Consider the following 23,056-nt stretch of genomic DNA (forward strand, 5'->3'; position numbering starts at 1 on the left):
ATCGCGCCCACCGACGGCCGGTCCGCGCAGGCGGCCGACGCGGGAGCGCTGGGCGCCGTGGTCCCGCGGCCCGCCCTCGTCCGGCCGAACGCGGCCGCCGAGTACGCCCTCACCTCCACGACGGTGATCCGCACCGCCGACGGCTCCGCCGAGGCCGCCCGGATCGGCGGCTACCTGGCCGACCTCCTGCGCCCCGCCACCGGGTACCCGCTGCCCGTCCGGCCGGCCGACCCGGCGGCAGAGCCGGGCGACGGGATCTCCCTGCTGCTGACGGGCGCGGACCCGTCCGTCGGCACCGAGGGCTACCAGCTGGACGTCACCACGACCGGTGCCGTGGTGCGGGCCGCCCAGCCGCAGGGCCTCTTCAACGGCGTCCAGACGCTGCGCCAGCTGCTGCCCGCGCAGATCGAGGCGGCCACCGCGCAGCCCGGGCCGTGGCGGCTGCCCGGCGGCCGCATCGTGGACCACCCCCGCTACCCCTACCGCGGCGCCATGCTGGACGTGGCCCGCCACTTCTTCACCGTGGACCAGGTGAAGCGCCACATCGACGGCCTCGCCCGCTACAAGATCAACTACCTGCACCTGCACCTGACGGACGACCAGGGCTGGCGGATCGCGATCGCCGGCAGGCCCGCACTGACCGAGATAGGCGGCTCCACCCAGGTCGGCGGCGGCCCGGGCGGCTACTACACCGAGGAGGACTACCGGGAGCTCGTCGGCTACGCCGCCGCCCGCAACATCACCGTCGTCCCCGAGGTCGACCTGCCCGGCCACGTCAACGCCGCCCTCGCCTCGTACCCGCAGCTGAACTGCGACGGCCAGGCACCTCCCCGCTACACCGGCACCGACGTCGGCTTCAGCTCGCTCTGCCTGTCCACCCCGGCCGCACTGCAGACCGCGAAGGACTTCGCCGACGCCGTGATCGGCCGGCTCGCCGCCCTCACCCCCGGCCCCTACCTCGCCATCGGCGGCGACGAGGCGCACCGCACGGATGCCGCCCAGTACGCCGAGTTCATGACCTGGGTGCAGCAGGACGCCGCCCGGTACGGCAAGGCCGCCACCGCCTGGAACCAGGTCGTCGGCTCGACCCTCCAGCCGTCCACCCTGGTCGAGTACTGGGACACCGCCCGCGACAACACCGCGGTGGCCGAGGCCGCCGCGCACGGCACCGGTCTGGTCCTGGCTCCCGCCGACCGCGCCTACCTGGACCAGAAGTACACCGCCGACACCGTGCTCGGGCTCTCCTGGGCGGCCTCCTCCGGCCTGGACGTCCTGGCCGCGTACGACTGGGACCCGGACAGCCACCTGAACGGCGTGCCCGCCGCCGCCGTCCGCGGCATCGAGGCACCGCTGTGGACCGAGACCGCCGCCACCCCGCAGGACCTCGACTACCTGACGTACCCCCGGCTGCCCGCCTACGCCGAACTCGGCTGGTCGCCCGCGGCCGCCCACGACGTCGCCGACTTCGCCGACCGGCTCGCGGCCCACGGCCCGCGCTGGGAGCTGCGCGGCATCCGCTACCACCGCTCACCCGGCATCCCCTGGCCCGCCCCCACCGGCCCGACCGGCCCCACCGGGCCGGTGACCGCAGGCCCGGACGGCACCTGCCTCGCCGTCACCGGAGACACGGCCGCCGACGGGCCGGCCGTCGACGGAGCGGCGACCTGCGACGGCAGCCCCGCCCAGACCTGGACCCTCGGTGACGACGGCACCCTGCGCGCGCTCGGCAAGTGCCTGGACGCGGCGGGCGGCGGCACCGCCGACGGAACCGCGGTCCGCCTCTGGCCCTGCAACGGCACCGCCGCCCAGAAATGGCAGTGGGCCTTCGGCGCCGGGCCGGCCCTGCGCAACCCGCAGTCCGGCCGCTGCCTCGACAACTCCGACCCGGCCGCCACCGGCCTCCCCCGACTCCGGCTCCACGACTGCGAGAACACCCCGGCCCAGGTCTGGCACCTGCCCTGACGGGCCGCCGCCCCCGGAAGACCGGGCCCGGGCAGAGCGCCACGTGCTGATTCCGCGCGCGGCCGTCCGCTCCTCGCGATGTGACGCGGGTCATATCGGCCCCATGTCACGAACGGGAGGGCAGCTTGCGTCTGGTGGTCGTCCGCACAGCGGGAACGACCGCCACGAAGGAGACAGCAGAGCAATGAACGCGACAGCAGCGCAGCAGCACGAGGTCCTGGTCCTGGGCGCGGGCTATGCCGGGCTCTCCGCCGCGATCCAGCTCGCGGCCCGCACCAGGAGGCGTGGGAACCTGCGTGTGACGCTGGTCAACCCCTACAGCACCTTCACCGAGCGGCTCCGCCTGCACATGACCGCCACCGGCCAGGAGACGGCCGAGATGAGCATTCCGGAGCTGCTGAACGGCACCGGCGCCGCCTTCGTCCGCGGCTGGGTCACCGCCGTGGACGCCGAGGCGAAGACCGTCCGGATCGACGACGACCGCATCCTGCACTACGACACCCTGGTCTACGGCCTGGGCAGCATCGCGGACACCGTCGCAGTCCCCGGCGTGGACGACCACGCCTTCACCCTCGACAGCCCTGAGGACGCCGTCCTCCTCGCCGAACGGCTGACCCGGCTCGACGGCGGGACCGTCGTGGTCGGTGGCAGCGGCCTGACCGGCGTCGAGGCCGCCGCGGAGATCGCCGAGCGGCACCCGGAGCTCCAGGTGGTGCTGCTGGGCCGGCGGGAGCCGGGCGCGGGCATGCACCCGAAGGCCAAGGCGTACCTGGACGCGGCGCTCGCCCGGCTCGGTGTGCGGGTGCGCAGCGGCGTCGACGTGGTCAAGGTGCTGCCGGACAGCGTCGAGCTCGCGGACGGCTGCAGCATCCCGGCGGTCGCGGTGCTGTGGACCAGCGGTACCCGCGTCTCGCCGCTGGCTGCCGCCGCGGGCCTGAGCGTCGACGAACGCGGCCGTGTGGTCACCGACAGCGCGCTGCGCTCGGTCTCCCACCCGGACGTCTACGCCGTGGGCGACGCGGCGGCGATCCGTCAGGGCTACGGCGTGATGCACGGCACCTGCCAGAGCGGCATGCCCACCGGTGTGCACGCGGCCCTGTCGATCCTGCGGACGCTGGCCGGCAAGGAGCCCAGGCCCTTCCGCTTCGGCTATTACCACACACCTGTCAGCCTGGGCCGGAACGATGCCGTCGTGCAGTTCACCCACCCCGACGACAGCCCGCGCCGGATCGTGCTGACCGGCAAGCGGGCCGCGAAGTACAAGGAGACGGTCTCCGCCGCGCCGTGGGCGACCTTCGCCCGCATGAAGAAGATGCCCGCCTCGGGCGCGTTCTGGCCGCACGGCGGCCGCTACACCCGGATCAGGAGCGCCAAGTGACCCAGCCGCAGCAGGCCGGCCCCGACCAGCTCGCCTTCCAGCAGTACCGCACGCTGCTCTTCTCCGTCGCCTACCGCATCCTCGGTACCGCCGCCGACGCCGAGGACGTGGTCCAGGACGCCTGGCTCAAGTGGTCGTCGGCCGACCGTTCCCAGGTTGCCGACCCCAAGGCCTATCTGACCCGGATCATCTCCAACCTGGCGATGGAGCGGCTTCGTTCGACCCGCCACCAGCGCGAGACCTACGTCGGTCCATGGCTGCCCGAGCCGATCCTCACCGGCCCGGACACCGCCGACGGCGTCGCCACGGCGGACTCGGTCTCCATGGCCCTGCTGGTCGTCCTGGAGACGCTGAGCCCCCTGGAGCGGGCGGTCTTCGTGCTGAAGGAGGTCTTCGCGTTCAGCCATGCGGAGATCGCGGAGGCGGTGGAACGTTCGGAGCCGGCCGTCCGGCAGGCCGCGCACCGCGCCCGCGAGCACGTCCAGGCCCGCCGGCCCCGTTTCACCGCGGACCGCGCCCGCCAACGCGACGTCACCGAGCGCTTCTTCGCGGCGACGGCGGGCGGCGACATCAACACCCTCATGGAGCTGCTCTCCCCGGACGTGACGCTGTGGACGGACGGCGGCGGCAAGGTCCGCCAGGCCCTCAAGCCGGTCGTCGGCCTGGAGACCGTGGCCCGCTGGTTCTCCGCGCTCGGCACCGTGACCTACCAGGGCATCGAGCCCGGGCAGATGCGGGCAGAGCTCACCTGGATCAACGGCGGCCCGGGCGTGGTCTTCCGCGGCCCGGACCGTGTGGTCGCCACGCTGACCTTCGATTTCGATCCGGAAGGCCGTATCGCGACCATCCACAACGTGGCCAACCCGGACAAGCTCCACGCCGTCGCCGACGGCACTCGGCTCGAACTCTCATGAGCCGCACGATCGTTGTGCCGGACGGTCGTCCGCACTGCGGCTACTGCTGCTGCCACTGCTCCTTGGTGATCTCGTACCGTACGCCTCCGTGCTCGGAGCCCTCGATCATCTCCATGTCGGAGGGGGTGGGGATGGTGTCCGCGAGCGTCATGTCGAGCTTCTTCATGACGTTGCGCGAACCCTGGTTCACGGACATCGTCTCGGCCCAGACCATGCGCACACCGAGCTCCGTGAACGCCTTGCCCAGCAGGGCCCGCGAGCCCTCGGTGGCATAACCCCTGCCCCAAGCCGCCCGCCGCAGCCGGTAGCCGAGTTCGACTTCGTCCGGCGGGCCCTCCGGCTCGGGGCGCAGGACGAACCAGCCGATGAACGCGTCGCCGTCCTTCTCGTGCGCGGCGAACAGTCCGAGGTCGCCGCCCCACTTCTCGTAGCCGGCGAGGATGTTCGGCAGGTGGCGCTCGCGGACGAGCTCCGGCGCGGTCGGACGGCCGCCGGTCAGGTAGCGCATCACCGCCGGGTCGCTGTCCAGCTCGATCAGCAGGTCCGCGTCATCGGCGGTGAAGCGGCGCAGGGCCAGGCGCTCGGTCTCCAGGTAGGCGTCCACGAGTCGATCATGCCCGAAGCAGGTTGGGCAGCCCAACGGCTTTCCTCGGCAACTCGAAGGCGTTGCCGAGACGTCGCAGGATTCCTCCGCCCGTCTCGGGGCCTAGGCTGCTGTTGGGCCCGTGTCGGCGCGGCCGGGCCCGGCCGGGAGAGGCTGTCGGATGGGTGACGCGATCGGCTCGATGCTGGCCTCGGCCGTGGGTATCGCGATCAGCCCGGCGGCCCTGATCGCGGTCGTCCTCCTGCTGGCCACCCCGCGGGGTCGGACCAACGGGCCGGCCTTCGCCGCCGGGTGGGTGGTCGGTCTGTCCGGCGTGGTCGGCATGGTGGTCGCGGCCGGTACCGGGCTCGGCGGCGGCAGCGGGCGGCCGACCTGGGCGTTCTGGCTGCGGCTCGCGCTCGGCGGAGTCCTGGTGCTGCTCGCGGCCAGACAGTGGCGCGCACGGCCCCGCGCGGGCCACGTCACCCCGCCGCCGCGCTGGATGCAGGCCGTCGACCGGTTCACCGCCGGCCGGTCCTTCGGCCTCGCGGTGACCCTGGTCGTCGCCAAGCCCAAGAACCTGGCCCTCGCGGTCGGCGGCGCCGCGTCCGTGGCGGCGAGCGGCGCCGGACCCGGCGGTACGGCGGTCGCGGCCGCGCTGATGGTGGTGATCGGCTCGCTCTGCACCCTGCTGCCGCTCGGTGTCGGCCTGCTCGGCGGGAGCGGCGCGGCCCGCCTCCTCGGCGAGTGGAAGGCCTGGACGGGCGCCCACAACGCCGCCGTCACGGCCACCGTGTCGGCCGTCCTCGGTGTCGCCTACCTCGGCGACGCCCTCACCGGCCTGTCCTGAAGCCGGGCCCGAAGCCCCAGGGCGCTGTCAGTGGCGGCCCGTAGTGTCGCCGACATGAGCCCGATGACCGTCTCCGCCCACCGACCCGCCGCCCTCGCCGAGGAGTCCGCGCTGCCCGCCGACCGCCCCGCGCCCTCGCTCGCGGCCCCCGCCGCAGCAGCGGCCCGCGTGCTCCCGCTGTGGGCCTCGCCGCTGGCCGCCGCCCACCCCCGGCCCGCCGCGGTCTGAGCCGCCCGCCGGCTCGGTACGGCGCGTGAACCGTACGCCGACTCGCGTCGTACCCGAAGTACCCATACTGGGAGTGAAGGGTCCCCGACCGGTGGAGGCGCGGATGGCGGGAGGTCTTGACGGCGGCGGGGTCCTCGACGACGTCGTGACAGCCCTGATCGACGGCCGGGGCACGGTGCTCACCTGGTCCGCCGCCGCGGCGGAGCTCACCGGGCGGTCGGCCTCCGAGGTCTGCGGCCGGCCGCTCGCCGAACAGCTCGCGGGCACGGAGAGTGACGGGTCGCCCGCCGACGGCGCCCTGCACCTGCGCGGCCCCACCGGCGAGGCCGTCCCCGTGCACTGCCGCCTCCTGCCGCTGGACCGGCCCCCGGCCGGCGGGCACCGCCTGCTGCTGGCCGTCCGCACGGACCTGGCACAGGAACTCGAACAGGGCGCCGCGCTGCTGCGCGCCCTGCTCGCCCAGGACCGGATCGGATTCGTCCTGCGCGACACCGACCTGGTGGTCGAGCGGACCAACGCCTCGCCCGACCTGCCGAGCCTGCGCGGCATGCCCACGCTGCCCGTCGGCAGCACCCTCGGCGACGTGATGGCCGAGCCCGACGCCGACACCTCCGAGCACATCCTGCGGGCCCTGCTGGAGACCGGCCGCCCGCAGGCCGCCCACGAGCAGCGCGTCCGCTCGGTCACCGAACCCGGCCTCGAATGGTCCTTCCTGGTCTCCGCCGTCCGGCTGGACGACCGCCACGGGAAACCCGCCGGCACCGCCGCCCTGCTCACCGACGCCACCGCGCAGTGGCGGGCCGCCCGCCGGCTGGAGCTGCGCCACCGGGCCGTCGCCGGGATCGGCGTGTCCCTGGACGTCACCACGACCGCCCGGGAGATCGCGAACGTCCTCGCACCCGCCTTCGCCGACCTGGTGACCGTCGACCTCGCCGAGCCCGTCCTCACCGGCGACGAACCGCCGAAGACCTCCGGCGGCGGCGACCTCCACCTGCGGCGCGCCGCGATGCACTCCGCCGGCGAGATCGGCCCGCCGGGCGACCTGCGGACCGGCGACGCGATACCGCCGCTGCCGGACCGGCCGCAGGTCCGCCGCCTCCAGGCCGGCCACACCGTCGTCCTCGGCCGTGCCGAACTGCTGGAGGGTCTCCAGGACCCCGAGCTGATCCGGCTGATCGTTCCCGAGCGGGCCCACTGCCTCGCCGTCGCGCCGCTCTTCGCCCGCGGCCTGGTCCTCGGCACCATCGCCGCCTGGCGGATCAACCGCACCGACCGCTTCGACAGCGGCGACAGCGCCCTGCTCGCCGAGATCGCCGCGCACGCCTCGCTCAGCGTCGACAACGCCCGCCGCTACGCCCGTGAGCACCGTGCCGCGGTCGCCCTCCAGCAGCGCCTGCTGCCGCGCTCCGCGACCCGCACCTCCGTCCTCGAGACGGTCGGCCGCTACCTGCCCGCCGCCGACGGCGGCGAGATCGGCGGCGAGATCGGCGGCGACTGGTTCGACACCATCCTGCTGCCCTCGCTGCGGGTCGCCCTGGTCGTCGGCGACGTCATCGGCCACGGCCTGCACGCCGCCGCCACCATGGGACGGCTCCGCACCGCCGTGCAGACCCTCGCCGACCTCGAACTGCCCCCCGACGAACTGCTCACCCGGCTCGACGACCTCGTCGCCCGCCTCGCCGCCGAGGCCGACCCCGCGCACCGCGACACCATCGGGGCGACCTGCCTGCTCGCCCTCTACGACCCCGTCACCCGGCAGTGCACCCTGGCCAGCGCCGGCCACCCGCCTCCCGTCGTCGCCGAACCGGACGGCACCGCCCGCCCGCTCCCGGTGCGCCCCGGCCCGCTGCTCGGCGTCGGCGGCCTGCCCTTCGAGACCACCACGGTGGAACTCGCCCCCGGCTCGCTGCTCGCCCTCTACACCGACGGCCTGCTCGTCCGGCAGGGCGGCGACCTCGACTCCGCCGTCCGGACCCTAGAAGGCCGGCTCGGCCGGCTCGCCGCCTCCGGGCAGAGCCTCGACGCCGTCGGACGGGAACTGATCACCGGCCCGGGCGCCGCCACCGTCGCCGACGACACCGCCCTGCTGCTCGCCCGCACCATCGCGCTCGACCCGGACGCCGTCGCCGAATGGCAGTTCCCCGCCGACCCCGCCACCGTCGCCGACGCCCGGGCCGCGGTCGTCGCCCGCCTCTCCGCCTGGGGGCTCGACGACCTCGCCTTCACCACCGAACTGATCGTCAGCGAGCTGGTCACCAACGCCATCCGCTACGCCGGAGGGCCGGTGGGCCTGCGGCTGATCCTGGACACCGTCCTGATCTGCGAGGTCAGCGACCCGAGCAACACCCAGCCCCGGCTGCGCCGCGCCCGGATCACCGACGAGGGCGGCCGCGGGCTGTTCCTGGTCGCCCAGCTCAGCCACCGCTGGGGCAGCCGCTACGGGCCCACCGGCAAGACCATCTGGTCGGAGCAGCAACTGGAGGCGTGACGGGTGCGCGGCGCCGTGCACCGGCCGGGCCCACGTAGGCGCGGGCCCGGCCGGCGGGTCAGCCGAGCGTGCAGGGTGTGCCGTTGAGCGTGAAGGCGGTCGGCGCGCCGGTGTCGCCGGTGTGGGCGGCCTGGAAGCCGAGGGACACCGAGCCACCGGGGGCGACGGCCGCGTTGTAGGCGGCGTTGCGGGCGGTGACCGCGCCCGAGGCCGGGCTGTAGGAGGCGTTCCAGCCGGAGGTGACGGTCTGTCCGGCCGGCAGCGTGAACGCCAGCGACCAGCCGTCCACCGCGGTGCCGCCGGCGTTGGTGACGGTGATCGCCGCCGTCAGCCCGGTGTTCCAGCCGGTGACGGTGTACCCGACCCGGCAGGCGGCGCCCGTGGGCGGCGTCGTCGGGGGAGTCGGGGTCGACGGGGGACTGGTCGGGGGAGTGGTCGGGTCGGTGGAGTCCAGGCCGAAGAAGGCGATCGCCTGCGCCGCCATGCCGGACGTCGGCAGGGTGTGCCCGGCGCCCTGCACACTGACCGCCTCGACCGGGGCACGGGTGCCGGTGCCGCCGTAGCGGGTACGGGTCCAGCTCGGCTGCGGCTGGTCGGTGAGGACGGGTGTCCGGCTCACGCCCAGCACGTCCGTCCACTGCTTGATCTCCTCGGCGAGGTTCGGGTGGCGCAGCGTGGTGTCCTCGGTGCCGTGCCACAGCTGCATCCGGGGCCGCGGGCCGCCGTAGCCCGGGTAGGCGGCGCGCACCAGGTCGCCCCACTGCTGCGCCGTCCTGGTGACCGTGCCGTTGGCGCAGGCGCTGTTCCACGAGGAGCCGTCCGTGGTGGCGAAGCAGCCGAACGGCACCCCCATGAACGCGGCGCCGGCGCTGAACACGTCCGGGTAGTCGCCGAGCAGCACATTGGTCATCATCGCGCCGGAGGAGGCGCCGGTGACGAAGATCCGGCCCGCGTCGACGGCGTAGTGCTGCTGCACCCAGCCGACCATGGACCGGATGCCCACCGGGTCGCTGCCGCCGTCCCGCTTCAGCGCCTGCGGTGACGACACGTCGAAGCAGCCGCCGCTCCTGGTCGCCGACGGGTAGACCACGATGAAGCCGTACCGGTCGGCCAGCGCGGCGAACTCCGTCCCCGAGTAGAAGGCCGGACCGGAGCCCGTGCAGTAGTGGACGGCGACCAGTACGGCGGGCCGCGGCGCCACGTTCGCCGGCACGTACAGGTACATCCGGAGGGTGCTGGGATTGCTGCCGAAGCCGGTGACCTCGGTGAGGGCCGCCGCCCGGGCGGTCGGGGCCGTCACCAGCAGTGCGGCCAGCAGCGGGAGCAGCGCTCCCAGCAGCAGGGCGGGCAGTGCGCGCAACCGCTGTCCGGGCGGCGCCGATCGGTGGTGCAGGGGACTGTCGGGCATGTCCCTGTCCTTTCTAGACTGCGGGCTGTGAAGGGCTTGCTGCTGCGCCTGTCGGCCTTGGACCCGGACGCCGCCGCGGCCGTCCGGGTCATCGCCCACTACGAGGCGCTGCTGGCCGGCGGCACGCTCGACGCGGCCGCGCTGGTGCGCTCCACCGCGGGACTCGCCGAGTGCCCGGCCGGCTGGCAGCCGTCCGGCGGCGACCCGGTGCGCTTCGCGGCCGACGGCGGTGAGCTCTCCGGTCCGCCCGGCCGCCCGTCCTCCGCCGTGAAGCTCGGCGCGGCCGGCCGGGTCTGGCTGGAACGCCCGGGAACGGCGGGCCCGTTGGACGAGCTGCTGCTGGAGTGGATGGCGATCGCCGCCCGGGTGGTGGCCGGCGGCGCTGCGGCCTGGCAGGTTGCGGATCCGGCGCTGGTCGAGCTGGTGCTGTCCGATCGGGAGGCGGTGGCCGATCGGGCCCGGGCGCTGCGGCTGCTCGGGCTGGCGCCGGAACGGCCGCTGCGGGTGGTCGCCGTGGCGGGCGGTCCGGAGGCGGACGCGGGGTCGGAGGCGGCGGCGCTCTTCGGGTGCCTCACCGTGCCGGGCATCGTCCGGGTGGCGCGGCTCGGGTCGGTGGGCGCCGTCCTGCTCCAGCAGCGGGAGACGGCCGACGGGGCGTCACCGGCCGAGCAGCTGCGGGCGGCACTGGGCGTCCGCAGCCGTCGCAGCGGCGGGCCGCGGCCGCACCGCGGGGCCCCGGCGGCCGCGCACGGCACCAGGGTCGGGGTCGGCGGGCCGGTGGACGCCCTGGCGGCGGGGGAGTCCTGGCAGCAGGCCCGCGCCGCCCTGCGGTTCGCCGTCGCCGGCACCCCGGCCGAGGCGGTGGCCGACCACGAGGCGCTCGGCACGGTCGCCCTGCTGGCGGACCTCCCCGCCGAACGGCTCCGCGCCCGCCCGGACGTGCGGGCCCTGGAGCTGCTGGCGGCGCGCGAGGAGGGCGCACCCGCGGTCGCCGCGCTGGCCGCGTTCTGCCGGACCGGTTCGCTGCGGCAGGCCGCGGCCGAACTGCACCTGCACCACAGCTCGGTGGCGTCCCGGCTGGCCCGGGTCGAGGAGGAGACCGGCTGGCGGCTGCGCGACCCGCAGGACCGCTTCCGTGCCCAACTGGCCTGGTACGCGTGGCGGCTGATCTGCTCCGCGGCCGACTGACCCGCGGGTCGGTCGGGTCGCGGGGCGGTCGGTGCCGGCCGCGCGTTCACCGGCCGAGCGCCCGGCGGAGGACCGCGACGGCCTCGGCCCGGGCCCGCCGCACGACGCCGGCGTGCGCGACCATCCCGGCGCCGTGGAAGGTGCCCGGCAGGACGTGGAGTTCGGTCGGCACCCCGGCGGCCAGCAGGGCCCGGGCGTAGTCGATGCCCTCGTCCCGCAGCGGGTCGAACTGCATCACCGTCACATGCGCGGGCGGCAGCCCGACCAGGTCGGCCGGCTCGGCGCGGGCGGGCGCGGCGTACCGGTCCGCGATGCCGTCCGGGCCCAGGTAGGCCGCCCAGGAGAGCTCGGCGTTCCGGCGGTTCCACACCGGGGTGTCGGTGTACTCGACCGCGCTCGGGGTGGCCAGCCGGTCGTCGAGGGCCGGGCTGTGCAGCTGCTGCAACCGGACGGCCGGACCGCCGCGCTCCCGGGCCAGCATCGCCAGCGCGGCGACCAGCCCGCCGCCGGCGCTGTCGCCGCGCAACGCGACACGGGTCGGGTCCGCGTCCAGCGCGGCGGCCCGGTCGACGACCGCGCACAGGCCCGCCCAGCAGTCCTCCAGGGCCGCCGGGTAGGGGTGTTCGGGGGCGAGCCGGTAGTCCACCGACACGACCAGGGCCTGCAACTCCCGGCAGAAGTGGAGGTTCTCCTCGTGGTCGACCTGCGGCGAGCCGAGCACGAAGCCGCCGCCGTGCACCGTGTACAGCACCGGCAGCGGCCCCGGACGCTCCTGCGGCCGGTAGGTGCGCAGCAGCACACCGGGCCCGCCCGGAACCCGGACGTCCTCGACCTTCACCCCCGAGCTGTCCGCGCGACCGTCCACGTCCGCCAGCTCGGCGGCCTGCGCGGCCCGGGCGGCGGCCAGGTCGGAGATGTCGACCGGGGCCCACATCGCGAGGGCCGCGGCCAACTCGGGGTCGAAGGCGTGCGCCACGCCGACACTCCCTCCGGAACGGGGACTTGGGGGCGGTACGGGCGGCGCCCGCCGGAAACCCTCGTGATCCGGCGGGCGCCCGGGAAAACCGTCCCACGCCCCGCCCGGCCCCGGCATCCGACAGGCGTCGGACGATCCGCGGCCGCGGGCCGACACCCGCGCGGCCCGATCGCCAGGGTCCGAACGTCGGGGCCCGATCGCCAGGGTCCGAACGTCGGGGCCGACGGAACGTCAGGTCCGGTGGGGCGGTAGAGCGCCGTCGGCCGGGGGTATTCCACCGGGGCACGCGCGCCGCGCGGCCGGAGGAGGCAGACATGGACGGTGCTGGGCAGGGGTACCTGTGGCTCGCCGCGGAGGCGCCGTCGGCGGGGCTGTTCGACCTGCCGGTGGTGAGCGCGGCCACGCTGGTCGCGGTGGTGGTGGCGCTGGCCGTGCGCGCCGTCTCCTGGCCGCTGCTGACGCGCAGTCGCCAGGGCCTGCGCAACCGGGCGCTGGCCGCCGAGACGGCCGATCCGTCCGAGGACCTGCCGCTGCACCCCGGTGCGGTGGCAGGGGAGCGCCTGCTGGCGGTGGTGGTGGCTGCCGTCACCTTGCTGCTGGTGCTGAAGGTCTTCGACCCGGTCCACCTCTACCCGGTCTGGCCCGCCAGCCCGCTGTCGTTCGGCCCGGACTACTCGCCCGTCGGCGAGCGCCTGGTGGGTCACCTCGTGTCGGCCGTCCCGCTCCTGCTGGGCTGGCTGTGGCTCTGGTACGCCAACCGGCGCGAGCTGTGGACCAAGGGCACGGCTTCGGTGCTCTGGAACGCCCCGGCGACGCGCCGCACCATCGCCGTCGGCCTCGGGGCGGGCGCCCTGCTCGGCGTCCTGGTGCTGCCGCTCGGTGTCGTCGCGGCGCTGCTGGCCCTGCAACTCGCGGAGTTCGCGGTCGGCCGCCGCCGGCGGGGTGCCGCCGCGCCCGACCCGGGCACGCCACCCCCGGTCGCGCCCGACCGGAGCACGCCGTCCGCCGCCCCGGCGGCCCCGGTCCGGACACCGCCGCAGACCGCCGCGCCCGCGGCCTCCGCCGTGCCCCACCAGCTGCTGCGCTCGCACGAGCCGCGCCGGCTCGGCGACTACCACCTGCTGGGCCGGATCGGCGCGGGCGGCATGGGGACGGTGTACCTCGCCCGCCGCGAGGGCTCGGCCACCCACGTGGCACTGAAGACCATCAACCCCGAACTGATCGAGGACGAGCAGCTGCTGCGCCGCTTCGAGCGGGAGGCCGAGGTGCTCGCCATGGTGCCCGGCGCCTACACCGCCCGGGTCCTCGACGCGGGCGTCGCGGAGGGGCGGCCCTACCTGGCGATGGAGCTGCTGGACGGCCGTCCGCTCGACGCTCACCTGCGCGACCTGGGCCCGATCGGCTCGCCCGAGGCGCTGCGGGCGCTGGCTCTCGCGCTCGCCGCGGCCCTGGCCGGTGTGCACCGGCTGGGCCTGGTGCACCGCGACCTCAAGCCGGCGAACATCATGCTGACCTCGGCCGGGCCGCGGCTGCTCGACTTCGGGATCGCGGCGATCGTCGACGGCACCCGGCTGACCCGGACCGGTGGCGGCCCCGGCACCCTGACCTACATGGCGCCCGAGCAGTTCGGCGACGATCCGGTGGGCGCGCCGGCCGACGTCTGGGCCTGGGCCTGCTGCGTGGTGTGCGCCGCGCACGGGGCCAGCCCGTTCGCGGCGGCGAGCACCGGCGCCGTGATCCGCCGGATCGTCGACTCCGGGCCCGACCGGGCGGCCATCGACGCGCTGGCCGCCCGGGACCCCGCGCTGGCCGACGTGGTCCGCCGGTCCCTCGCCCCCGAGCCGGCGGACCGCCCGGCCGACGGCGCCGCCCTGCTCGTCCGGCTCAACGGCCCGCAGGGCCCCGGGCACACTGCCCCGGACGCCCGCGCGCTCGGCGACGAGATCACCCGCGGCTGGCGCACCCTCGTCCTCTGACCGCCGGGCGCGGGACGCATCCGGGGCGCGGCGGTCAGCGGAACGCGGCGGCGTTCCGCCGTGCCCAGGCGGCGAACGGCCGGGGCGCCCGGCCGAGGATGCGCTCGACATCGGGGCTGACCCGCTGCTCGTCCGGGGTCGGGGTGCCGAGGACGGCCAGGGTGCCCTCGACCACGGGCGGCGGCATGAACCGGGCCAGCTGCGCGCGGGCCTCGTCCGGGGTCTGCTCGGTGAAGGCGACCGGTGCGCCGATCGCCTCGGCGATGGCGGCCGCCCGGGAGCGCGGGGTGGTCGCCTCGGGCCCGGTGAGGACGTAGGTGCGGCCGTGGTGGCCGTCCTCGCGGAGTGCGGCCGCGGCGACCGCGGCGACGTCCTCCGGGTCGACGAACGGCAGGCCCACGTCGGCGAAGGGCCCGGTGGCGGTGCGGTGGGCTCGGATCGGCTCCGCCCAGGCGAAGGCGTTCGAGGCCAGGCCGCCGGAGCGCAGCACGGTCCATTCCGGGCCGCCGGCCGCGACCGCCGCCTCGAAGCGTGCGGCGTGCCGGTAGCTGTCCGGCCGGGTGCCGACCCCCTGCGAGGAGAGCAGCACGACCCTGCGGACACCCGCGTCGCGGGCCTGCTCCAACAGACCGTCCGGGTCCTCGCCGGCCACCAGCAGGAAGAGGGCGTCCGCCCCGTCCAGGGCGGGCCGGACGGCGGCCGGGTCGGCCAGGTCGGCGGCCACGTGCCGTACCCCCGGCGGCAGCGCGCCCTCGGGCGTGCGGCGGGACACGGCGGTCACCCGCTCGCCCGCCTCGACGAGCTGCCGGACCAGCGCCCGGCCGATGTTCCCGGTGGCACCTGTAACGACGATCATCTGATTCCCCCTGCGTGAGTTAGTTGGCTGACTCACTTGCTGAACGGCTGTGAGCCTAGCCCGGGCGGGACGGCTCTGTCTATAGTCAGTCGGGTGACTGACTCACAGGGCCTGTCGAGAGCCGAAGCAGCCGCCGCCAAGCGACGGCGCCTGACCGCCGCCGCCGCGAAAGTGCTGCACGAGAAGGGCGTCGAGCGCACCGCGATCGCCGACATCGCCCAGGCCGCCGGCGTGCCGGTGGGCAACGTGTACTACTACTTCAAGACCAAGGACGAACTCGTCGAGGCCGCCCTCGCCGAACAGACCGGACACCTCGACGCCCTCACCGCGCGGCTCGGCGAGCTGCCCGACCCCCGCGACCGTCTCAAGGGCCTGGTGACGGCCTGGGTCGACCAGCGCGACACCACCGCCCGCTACGGCTGCCCCACCGGCACCCTCGCCGCCGAGATCGACAAACGTCCTCCGGGCGGCCTCGACGAGTCCGCAGCGCGGGTCGTCCGCCGGCTCCTCGACTGGGCCGCCGACCAGTTCCGGCAGCTCGGCCTGCCCGATCCCGACGGACAGGCCGTCACCCTCATCGGCGCCTACCAGGGAATGTCCCTGCTGGCCAACGCCCTGCGCGACCCGGAGATCATGACGAGGGAGGGCGCCCGCCTGCTCGACTGGCTGGACGGCCTGCCCGTCGGCACCCCCCGGCTGAGATAACCGCCGCGCGGCTGCACCGAGCCGCCGCCGGTGTCGCCGCTCATCCGGCGGAGCACTCCGAGGGCGGTGGCACGGCCGGCGCCGTCGCTGCCCCTGCGGCTCCGCCCCGCAGGTCCCCGTCGGCGGCCCCGTCGGCGGCCGACCGCAGGCTGTCGGTCGCGATGCGCTCCGCGAGAATCGGCACGAAGGCGCGGATCCGACTGCCGTCGAAGCGGTGCAGCGCCTCGTCCAGGGCCCGGTCCACGGCCTCGGCGCCCGCGGTCGCGTCGAAGCGCTGGTGCAGCCGCCGGCCGGCCGCCGCCCAGGTGGCCCGCTCCTTGCCGTCCGCCTGTCCCGGTTCGGCGGACTCGCCGGACTCGCCGGGCTCGGCGGGCTCGCCGGACTCAGCCGGGTGCTCGGGCTCCGCCCGGCCGGCGGGAGCGGCCTCGACGGTGGGTTCCGGATCCATGTCGGCCTCGCAGGGGAATCGGGGGGGTCGGCCGGGTGCCCGGCTCAGGCCCGCGGGAGGCGTACGGCCGCGGCCAGGCCGGGCAGCCCGGCGACGGCGAGGGTGCTCATCGCCGCGCCGTAGCCGCCGCGGTCCAGGCCGGCCACCAGGATGGTGCCCGCGATCGCCGTCCCCCAAGACGAGCCCGGGTTGGACGCGCTCCGGGACAGGCCGGAAATCTCGCCCTGCTGCGCTCCGGGCTGCGTCCGCGGCGGTGCTCCCGTCACGCCGGTCCCGCTCATGCGTGCCGCCTTCTCCCGAGACCGGGGCAGCACGAGACCCCGGATGTTCCGCCCGACCCGCCGCGCGGCGGGTGCGCCGGGCCCGTCCCTGCCAGCTTGGCACGCCCGGGCGAGGGGATCCTGTCGACGGCGCGGCCGCACTCCGGATCCGCCGCCCCGGCCGGTGCGGCGGATCAGTGCGCGGCGGTGGCGGAGGCCGTGGCCGAGGGGTGGACGGTGTCGGGCGACGGACAGCCGGTCGGCACCGTCGCGGACGGCGACGGCGAACCCGACGGCGAGGGGGCGGCCGTGGGCGAGCCCGAGGGCGAGGGTGCCGCGGTCGGCGACGGCGTCGCGCTCGGTGCGGGGGAAGCCGTGGGAGTGCCGGTCGGTGACGGCGTGGCCGTGGGCGACGGCGAGGCGGTCGGAGCGGGCACCGTCGGGCAGGAACTCGGCGACGGCGAGGCCCCGCCGCCCGGCGTGGCGACGGGAGTGGGCTTCGCGGTGGTCGGCGACGGGCTCGGCTGCGCCGTCGGCGAGGGCGAGGGCTGTCCGGCCGGGGCGGTCGGCGAGACGGAGGGGCTGGGTGCCGGCGCCGGCGTGTGCACCGCAGGGCGGGGCGGCAGCACGACGTCCGGGGTGGCGACCGCGCCGGAACGGTAGTGCGCCAGCCAGCCCTTGACGGTGCGCAGGTACTCGGCAGAGTGGTTGTAGCCGAGGATCGCCGCATCGAGCTGCGCCGGCTCCGCCAGGTCGCGCGAGCCGGCGCACAGGTAGCGGCCGGCCGCGAGCGCGGCGTCGTGGACGTTGTTGGCGTCCCGGCGCCCGTCGCCGTTGCCGTCCGCACCCCACTGCGCCCAAGTGGAGGGGATGAACTGCATCGGGCCGACCGCGCGGTCCCAGCGTCCGTCGCCGTCGACGGCGCCGCCGTCGGTGTCGGCGATCGCCGCGAAGCCGTTGCCGTCCAGTGCCGGGCCGAGGATCGGGGTGGCCGTGGTGCCGTCGGAGCGGACCCGGCCGCCGTCCGCGTGGCCGGACTCGACCCGGCCGATCGCGGCCAGCAGCTCCCACGGCAGGTGACAGCCGGGATCGGAGACGGCGACGGCGGCCGCCGCATTGCGGTAGGCGGCGAAGACGGTGGCCGGCAGGCCGGCCGGACCGTCGGCAGGCTCCGGCACGGCCGCCCGGTTTCCGGCCGGTGCCGCGGGCGCGACCGGCGCCGCGGCCGCCGGGGGCTGCGGCCAGGCCCGGCGCCCGCCGCCGTCCATCGGCAGCGCGGTCGACTCGGCGGACACCGCCGCCCCGACCGCCCCGACCGGCTCCGCCCGCTCCGGACCGGCCGGTCCGCTCGGCGCGGCCACCGCCGCCAGTACCACCGCCGCGGCCGCGGCCCGCAGCAGCCCCGCCCACTTCCGCCCCACCGTCATGCCGGTCCCCCTCCCATGATCACGACTGACGCATTAGATCATCACCGCACGTCGGCCCGGTGAACGCAGTCCTTCCCGCAGCAGCCCGGGCGTGGTCGGTCAGGGCCGCACGGCGCCCATGTACGGCATGTACTCGATCGGCGTGATCTCGATGTTCTTGCCGGTGCGCGGGGCGTGGATCATCTTGCCGCCGCCGATGTAGATGCCGACGTGGTGCAGGTCGGAGTAGAAGAACACCAGGTCGCCCGGCTGCAGGTTGGCCTTCGACACGTGCTGGCCGGCGTTCCACTGGTCCTGCGAGACCCGCGGCAGCGAGACACCCGCGGCCCGCCAGGCGCCGCCGGTCAGCCCCGAGCAGTCGAAGGTTCCGGGCCCGGTGGCACCCCACTCGTAGGGCTTGCCGAGCTGGGCGTAGGCGAACTGGACGGCCGCCGCCGCTCGGCCGGTCGCCGGGCCGGTGTACGTCTCCCGGGCGGAGGCGCGGGAGGAACGCGGGTCCTGGCCGTTGACCTTGGCACGATCGGCCGCCGACAGCGTGTTCAGCAGTCGGGTGGCCTCGGACAGCCGCGACTGCACCTGCTTCTTCTCGGCGGACAGCGCCCGGTCGGCCTGGTCGAGCTGGGCCAGGACGGTGGTCGCCTCGGCGCGCCGCTGGTCCAGCCGGCGCTGCTGCTCCTGGAGCAGGTGCAGCAGGTCGCTCTGGGAGCTGGCGGCGATGTCCTGTGCGGAAGCCCGCTGGAGATACTTGCTCGGGTCGGCGGAGAGCATGAGGGCGACCGTCGGGTCGACGTTGCCGCTGCGGTACTGGTCGGCGGCGACGGCCGACAGGCGCTCACGAAGACCCGTCATCTTCTCCTGGGCCGCGGCGACCTGGTCCTGCAGCTGGGCGGCATCCTTCTGGAGTCGCTGCTGGTCCTCCTTGAACTTGTTGTACTTCTCGGTGGACGCCTCGGCCTGCTCGTTGAGGTCGTCGACCTGGGCCTTGACGGTGGCCAGGTCGGCGGTCGGCTCGGCCTGCGCGCCGCCGGCCGAGCCGAGCAGCGCGGATCCGGCGGCGGCCGTGGTCAGCAGCGCCATGCGGGTGCGGCCGGGCTGGGCGGGCTTGCGTCGGGTCCCCATCGTCTGCGGTCACTCCCTGGCTCGGGCGGCCGGCCGCGGTGGCGGCGGGCCGTCGTCGGCTGTGCGGCGGCGACCGCCGACCGCGCATGTGCGAAGTAACTTAGTAGATCGGGGTGGGGTTCTGGCAAGCGCCCCCGGAGGGACGGGACGGCCGTTGCGCCGAGAGCGGCCTGATGACGGGTCAGCCGGCGGACGGGTTCCTGCCGGCGGTGAAGGGTTTCCCCGGACGCGGGCAGGGTGGCCCGAGGGCCGTCCCGCAGAGGCGGGACGGGGCCGGGAGTGCCCCGAGGCCCCGGTGGGGTCAGGGGCCGCAGCCGATGAGCAGGGGGAGCACGGGCAGGGTGGCCACCGCGATCCAGCAGGCGGTCCGGGCGGGTGCGGAGAGGGCGGTCCGGGGGTGGGTCAGCCGGCGGACCCGTTCGAGGGCGGCCTCGGCGCCGGCGGCGAGGGTTCCCTCAGGTGCGGGGTGGGCGGCGACCCGGCAGAGCGCGCGGGCCACGGCGTCCCGGCCGACGGAGCGGACCGCCGCGTCGTCCGCGGCCATCTCGCACAGCACCGGAACCCGGCGGGCGGCGGCGCGGGCCAGCGGCACCCAGGCCAGCGGGCGGCCCAGCGCGCGGACGCCGGCCACCAGGAGGTGATGGTGGCCCGCCAGGTGGGCGCGTTCGTGCGCGACGACGGCGGCCCGCTGCCGGTCGGTGAGCGCCACGGCGGCGCCCCGGGTGAGGACGATCCGACCGCCGCGGCCGGGCACGCACCAGGCGGCCGGCCGTGGGTCCTCGACCAGCAGGGTGCCGTCGGCGTCGGGGCGGGCGACCAGGTCGAGCAGCCGCCGGTGCCTCGCCCGGGCCCGGGCGGCCCGCGCGCAGCCCGCGGCGGCGACGCCCCCGGCCGCGGCCATGACCAGGGCGGCCAGGGCGAAGGCCTCGGTGTGCCCGGCCAGACCCTCCGCCCGGTACGGGCCGGGGGCGCCGGTGAGCGGGCCGAGCAGCCAGCCGGAGCCGTGCCCGCCGGTCAGGGCCTGGTGCAGCCCCATGGCGAGGGCGGTCGCGCAGAAGCCGAGCAGTGCGCACCACAGGGCGGCGGCGGCCCGCGGGGCCCGCAGGGTCCAGGCGGCCCGCTCCAGCCGGGCCGGGGCCCACCAGCCGGCGGCCGCGGTGAGTGCGGCGAGGACCGCGGCGGCGGTCACCGGTCGCCGTCCGCAGGCCGGTCGGCGAGTGCCTCGCGCAGCACGGCGGCCTGGCCCTCGTCCATGCCGTCCACGAACAGCATGAGGGCGGCGCGCGGGTCGCCCGCCCCGCCGAGCACCTCGCGCATCACCTCGGCCGTGTAGGCCTCGCGGGAGCGGACCGGTTCGTAGACCCAGGCCCGGCCCTCCTTGGCGCGGTGCAGGAAGCCCTTGCGGAACAGGATGTCGGCGACCGTGTTGACGGTCGTGTAGGCCACCGGGCGCACGGCGTTCAGGTCGTCGACCACCTCCCGGACGGTGGCGGGCCTGCCCCAGGACCACAGCCGTTCCATGATCTCGGCCTCCAGCTGACCGAATCCGCGCACCGATCCACCCGAACCCTTCACCACCCCGCCACGACGACGCAGCACAGCGTGCCAGGCCGGGCCCCTGCCGCCAACTCGCGGGGGCCGCCGGGTGCGCACCCCCGTCAGGAACCGGAGGCCGCGACGGTCCGGCCGTGGGCACGGGCCGTGCCCACCGACGCCGACACCGGCCTCCCCGACCCGGACGGGCCCGCCGCGTTCAGCCCCTGCGAGGCCCGGCGGCGCCACCGACTGATCTCGTGCGCCCCCGCCCGGGCCGCGGCCGCCCGATCGATGATCACTAGACTGTCGCCGTGAACGACAGCACACAGCGGATACGGATCCGCCCGGGCGGCCCCGCCGACGTGCCGGCCGTCCTGGGCCTGCTCGACGCCGCCGTCGCCTGGATGAACGAACGCGGCAACACCGAGCAGTGGGGTACGACGCCGTACTCGCAGCAGCCCGGCGCGGCGGAGCGGGTCGAGCGGTACACCACCGAGAACTCCCCGTTCATCGCCGAGGCGGACGGCATCCCGGTCGGCGCCCTGGTACTGGACTCCGGGCCCAGCCCGCAGCTGCCGATCGCCCCGGCCGGGGAGCCCGAGCGGTACGTCCGACTGCTGGTCTCGGACCGGCGGCAGGCCGGCCACGGCATCGGCGCCGCGCTGCTGGCGCACGCCGCCGAGGAGACCCGGCGGGCCGGTGTGGCCCTGCTGCGGGTCGACTGCTGGGCGGGCGGCGGAGACGAACTGGTCGCCTACTACGAACGGCACGGCTTCACCCGCACCGACCGCTTCCTGTCCGGCTCCTGGCCGGGCCAGGTGCTCGCCCGCCGGGTCGACTGACACCGGCCCCGACCGCCCTCGGCCGGCTCGCCGGTCCCGGCCGGCTCACCAGTCGCGAGTGGCGATCAACTCCTCCACGTCCGCGTCGGAGAAGCCGTAGGAGGACGCCACGAACCAGAAGTCCTCGGCGATCGCCTCGCGCGCAACCGTCTCGATCTCGCTCCCGGCCGCGTGGAACTCGTCGGCCAGCACGTTGAACTCGTCGGTCGCGGCCCGGGAGAGCGCGTACAGCGCCGGCAGGTCGGCGGGCCGCTCCGCCTCGATCCGCTCGCACAGCCGCAGCAGGATCGCCCTGCCCAGGTCGACGACGTGATCGGGGTAGTACGAGTCCCGGTACAGCTGCCGCAGGAAGGCGTACTCCGCCACCCGGCGCTCCGTGATCGGCACGATGTGCTCCCGTTCCCTTCGAGGAGTTCGACGGGCCGATCATGCGTCACCCCACTGACAGCGGCGCGGCGGTACCGCGGTCAGCGCTGCGCCCGGGCCGCCGCGGCCCGGCCGAGGGCGGCGAGCACGAGGGCGGCGGCGATCAGGACGGCCGCCACCGCGAAGGTGGTCCGCATGGCGGCGGCCACGGCGGCGGGCCGCGCCGCGGCGAGGTCGGCCGTCCCCGCCGCGGCGGAGAAGACGGCACCCATCACGGCCGTGCCGGTCACCAGACCGAGGTTGCGGGACAGGTTGAGCACGCCCGAGACCAGGCCGCGCCGGTCCGCCGGGACGTCCGCCATCACCCCTGTGTTGTTGGCGGTCTGGAAGGTGGCGTAGCCGACCGTGACGACCACGATCGGGACGAGGTAGCCGACCGTGCCGAGGCCGGTCGGGGCCGTGGACAGGGCGAGGCAGCCCGTCGCGATGGCCGCCAGCCCGGCCACGGTCGTCCGCCGGGTGCCGAGCCGGTCCACGATCCGCCCGGCGGGCACCCCGGTCAGCGCGGTGACCAGCGGCCCGACCGACAGCACCAGCCCGACGGCGGCCGCGGGCAGACCGAGCCCGCCGGACAGGTAGAACGGCCCGACCACCAGCGTCGCCATCATCACCGTCGACACCAGCGCACTCATGGCGAGGCTCGCGCTCAACGCCCCGTCCCGGAACATCGCGGGCCGCACCAGCGGCGCGGCCGTCCGCCGCTCCACCAGCACGAAGAGCACGGTGCCGGCCCCGGCGGCCGCCAGCAGCGCCAGCCCGAGCAGGCCGAACCGGCCGCGGCCGACCGTCATCGCGAGCGCGTACGCCGCAAGGGCCAGCGCGAGCAGCAGCGTGCCCACCCGGTCGAAACGCGGCCGTTCCCCGGCCGGCACCGCCCGACCGGACGGCAGGTGACGGTACGCCAGCAGCAGGGTGACGAGGCCGAGCGGCACCACGACGAGGAACACCGCCCGCCAGCCGGGGCCGGCGATCAGCAGGCCGCCCACCGAGGGGCCGAGGGCGGTGCCGATCGCGGACATCGTGCCGAGCAGCCCCATCGCGCTGCCGGTCCGCTCCTTCGGCACCGTCTCGCCGACGAAGGCCATCGTGAGCGCCATCATCACGGCGGCCCCCAGCCCCTGCGCCGCCCTTGCGGCGATCAGCACCCAGAGGGCGGGCGCCGCGCCGCACAGCAGCGAGGCCGTCGTGAACAGCAGGATGCCGCCAAGCAGGAGCCGGCGGCGGCCGGTGAGGTCGCCCAGCCGGCCGGCGCCCACCACCAGCGTGGTGGTCGCGAGCAGATAGGCGAGCACGACCCACTGCACCGCCTGGAAGGAGGCGTCGAACGCCCCGGCCAGGGTCGGCAGGGCGACATTGGCGATGCTGATGCCGAGCGAGGGCAGCAGCATCGACAGCGAGAGGCCGGCGAGCGCCCACCCGACCGACGGCGGCCGCGGTGCGGCCTCCGGGGCGGTGGAGCCGCGGAGCACGGCGGACTTCGGCATGC

Annotated in this window: 22 protein-coding genes; 10 read left to right on the plus strand and 12 right to left on the minus strand. The window is 75.9% G+C overall.

Going from position 1 to position 23,056, the window contains the following annotated elements; genetic code table 11:
• The 3 genes from AB0P35_RS32015 to AB0P35_RS32025 form a co-directional block, all read left to right on the plus strand.
• On the plus strand, positions 1 to 1,962 hold a 1,962-nt coding region (locus AB0P35_RS32015), incomplete at its 5' end, for a family 20 glycosylhydrolase (RefSeq protein ID WP_363517885.1).
• A 184-nt stretch (positions 1,963 to 2,146) separates the two neighbouring features.
• Positions 2,147 to 3,340, plus strand: coding sequence for an FAD-dependent oxidoreductase (locus tag AB0P35_RS32020; protein ID WP_363517888.1), 1,194 nt, complete (start codon positions 2,147 to 2,149; stop codon positions 3,338 to 3,340).
• Positions 3,337 to 4,254, plus strand: coding sequence for an RNA polymerase sigma-70 factor (locus AB0P35_RS32025; protein ID WP_363517891.1), 918 nt, complete (start codon positions 3,337 to 3,339; stop codon positions 4,252 to 4,254). The genes AB0P35_RS32020 and AB0P35_RS32025 overlap by 4 nt, the downstream gene beginning before the upstream one ends.
• Before the next feature lie 40 nt (positions 4,255 to 4,294).
• On the opposite strand, the gene AB0P35_RS32030 is transcribed toward AB0P35_RS32025, so the two are convergent.
• Positions 4,295 to 4,858, minus strand: a complete 564-nt coding sequence (locus AB0P35_RS32030) for a GNAT family N-acetyltransferase (protein ID WP_363517894.1) — start codon at positions 4,856 to 4,858, stop codon at positions 4,295 to 4,297.
• Between the two features lie 160 nt (positions 4,859 to 5,018).
• On the opposite strand from AB0P35_RS32030, the gene AB0P35_RS32035 reads away from it, so the two are divergent.
• From AB0P35_RS32035 to AB0P35_RS32045, 3 genes are all read left to right on the plus strand, one after another.
• Positions 5,019 to 5,687, plus strand: a complete 669-nt coding sequence (locus tag AB0P35_RS32035) for a GAP family protein (protein WP_363517897.1) — start codon at positions 5,019 to 5,021, stop codon at positions 5,685 to 5,687.
• A 54-nt stretch (positions 5,688 to 5,741) separates the two neighbouring features.
• Entirely contained in the window at positions 5,742 to 5,915 is a 174-nt protein-coding gene (locus tag AB0P35_RS32040; RefSeq protein WP_179419821.1) for a hypothetical protein, read from the plus strand.
• A 103-nt stretch (positions 5,916 to 6,018) separates the two neighbouring features.
• Positions 6,019 to 8,403, plus strand: a complete 2,385-nt coding sequence (locus AB0P35_RS32045) for a SpoIIE family protein phosphatase (protein WP_363517900.1) — start codon at positions 6,019 to 6,021, stop codon at positions 8,401 to 8,403.
• A gap of 58 nt (positions 8,404 to 8,461) precedes the next feature.
• On the opposite strand, the gene AB0P35_RS32050 is transcribed toward AB0P35_RS32045, so the two are convergent.
• A complete protein-coding gene (locus AB0P35_RS32050; RefSeq protein WP_363517903.1) occupies positions 8,462 to 9,811 on the minus strand; it encodes a PHB depolymerase family esterase in 1,350 nt (449 codons plus the stop codon).
• Positions 9,812 to 9,838: 27 nt separating this feature from the next.
• Here AB0P35_RS32050 and AB0P35_RS32055 point away from each other — a divergent pair, with 27 nt between their 5' ends.
• On the plus strand, positions 9,839 to 10,999 hold the full coding sequence (locus AB0P35_RS32055; RefSeq protein WP_363517906.1) for a helix-turn-helix domain-containing protein: 1,161 nt from the start codon (positions 9,839 to 9,841) through the stop codon (positions 10,997 to 10,999).
• Positions 11,000 to 11,045: 46 nt separating this feature from the next.
• On the opposite strand, the gene AB0P35_RS32060 is transcribed toward AB0P35_RS32055, so the two are convergent.
• Positions 11,046 to 11,975 (minus strand): alpha/beta hydrolase, encoded by a 930-nt coding sequence (locus tag AB0P35_RS32060; RefSeq protein ID WP_363517909.1) that lies wholly within the window; start codon positions 11,973 to 11,975, stop codon positions 11,046 to 11,048.
• Between the two features lie 314 nt (positions 11,976 to 12,289).
• Between AB0P35_RS32060 and AB0P35_RS32065 the strand changes: the two genes are divergently transcribed.
• Positions 12,290 to 13,951 (plus strand): protein kinase, encoded by a 1,662-nt coding sequence (locus AB0P35_RS32065; RefSeq protein ID WP_363517912.1) that lies wholly within the window; start codon positions 12,290 to 12,292, stop codon positions 13,949 to 13,951.
• Between the two features lie 34 nt (positions 13,952 to 13,985).
• Here the strand turns inward: AB0P35_RS32065 and AB0P35_RS32070 are convergent, their stop codons facing one another.
• Positions 13,986 to 14,807: an NAD(P)H-binding protein gene (locus AB0P35_RS32070; RefSeq protein WP_363517915.1), complete on the minus strand. Its 822-nt coding sequence runs from the start codon at positions 14,805 to 14,807 to the stop codon at positions 13,986 to 13,988.
• A gap of 93 nt (positions 14,808 to 14,900) precedes the next feature.
• Between AB0P35_RS32070 and AB0P35_RS32075 the strand changes: the two genes are divergently transcribed.
• Positions 14,901 to 15,512 (plus strand): TetR/AcrR family transcriptional regulator, encoded by a 612-nt coding sequence (locus AB0P35_RS32075; protein WP_363517918.1) that lies wholly within the window; start codon positions 14,901 to 14,903, stop codon positions 15,510 to 15,512.
• Between the two features lie 40 nt (positions 15,513 to 15,552).
• On the opposite strand, the gene AB0P35_RS32080 is transcribed toward AB0P35_RS32075, so the two are convergent.
• The 6 genes from AB0P35_RS32080 to AB0P35_RS32105 form a co-directional block, all read right to left on the minus strand.
• Complete coding sequence (locus AB0P35_RS32080) at positions 15,553 to 15,960, minus strand: three-helix bundle dimerization domain-containing protein (protein WP_363517921.1); 408 nt, start codon at positions 15,958 to 15,960, stop codon at positions 15,553 to 15,555.
• Positions 15,961 to 16,004: 44 nt separating this feature from the next.
• Positions 16,005 to 16,241, minus strand: a complete 237-nt coding sequence (locus tag AB0P35_RS32085) for a hypothetical protein (protein WP_363517923.1) — start codon at positions 16,239 to 16,241, stop codon at positions 16,005 to 16,007.
• A gap of 173 nt (positions 16,242 to 16,414) precedes the next feature.
• On the minus strand, positions 16,415 to 17,647 hold the full coding sequence (locus AB0P35_RS32090; protein WP_363517926.1) for a lytic murein transglycosylase: 1,233 nt from the start codon (positions 17,645 to 17,647) through the stop codon (positions 16,415 to 16,417).
• Positions 17,648 to 17,746: 99 nt separating this feature from the next.
• A complete protein-coding gene (locus tag AB0P35_RS32095) occupies positions 17,747 to 18,766 on the minus strand; it encodes an NlpC/P60 family protein (protein WP_363517929.1) in 1,020 nt (339 codons plus the stop codon).
• A 301-nt stretch (positions 18,767 to 19,067) separates the two neighbouring features.
• Complete coding sequence (locus AB0P35_RS32100) at positions 19,068 to 19,955, minus strand: M56 family metallopeptidase (RefSeq protein WP_363517932.1); 888 nt, start codon at positions 19,953 to 19,955, stop codon at positions 19,068 to 19,070.
• The gene (locus AB0P35_RS32105) at positions 19,952 to 20,320 is read right to left on the minus strand and encodes a BlaI/MecI/CopY family transcriptional regulator (RefSeq protein ID WP_095878232.1); all 369 of its coding nucleotides are present in this window, start codon (positions 20,318 to 20,320) and stop codon (positions 19,952 to 19,954) included. Before AB0P35_RS32105 ends, AB0P35_RS32100 begins: the two co-directional genes overlap by 4 nt.
• 293 nt (positions 20,321 to 20,613) lie before the next feature.
• Here AB0P35_RS32105 and AB0P35_RS32110 point away from each other — a divergent pair, with 293 nt between their 5' ends.
• Complete coding sequence (locus tag AB0P35_RS32110; protein ID WP_363517936.1) at positions 20,614 to 21,144, plus strand: GNAT family N-acetyltransferase; 531 nt, start codon at positions 20,614 to 20,616, stop codon at positions 21,142 to 21,144.
• Positions 21,145 to 21,189: 45 nt separating this feature from the next.
• Here the strand turns inward: AB0P35_RS32110 and AB0P35_RS32115 are convergent, their stop codons facing one another.
• Both AB0P35_RS32115 and AB0P35_RS32120 read right to left on the minus strand, forming a co-directional pair.
• Entirely contained in the window at positions 21,190 to 21,531 is a 342-nt protein-coding gene (locus AB0P35_RS32115; protein WP_363517939.1) for a DUF5713 family protein, read from the minus strand.
• A gap of 80 nt (positions 21,532 to 21,611) precedes the next feature.
• A complete protein-coding gene (locus AB0P35_RS32120) occupies positions 21,612 to 23,054 on the minus strand; it encodes an MFS transporter (protein WP_363517942.1) in 1,443 nt (480 codons plus the stop codon).
• Positions 23,055 to 23,056: the final 2 nt, after the last annotated feature.

This window comes from Kitasatospora sp. NPDC085879 (assembly GCF_040686255.1).
Taxonomy (GTDB): Bacteria; Actinomycetota; Actinomycetes; order Streptomycetales; family Streptomycetaceae; genus Kitasatospora.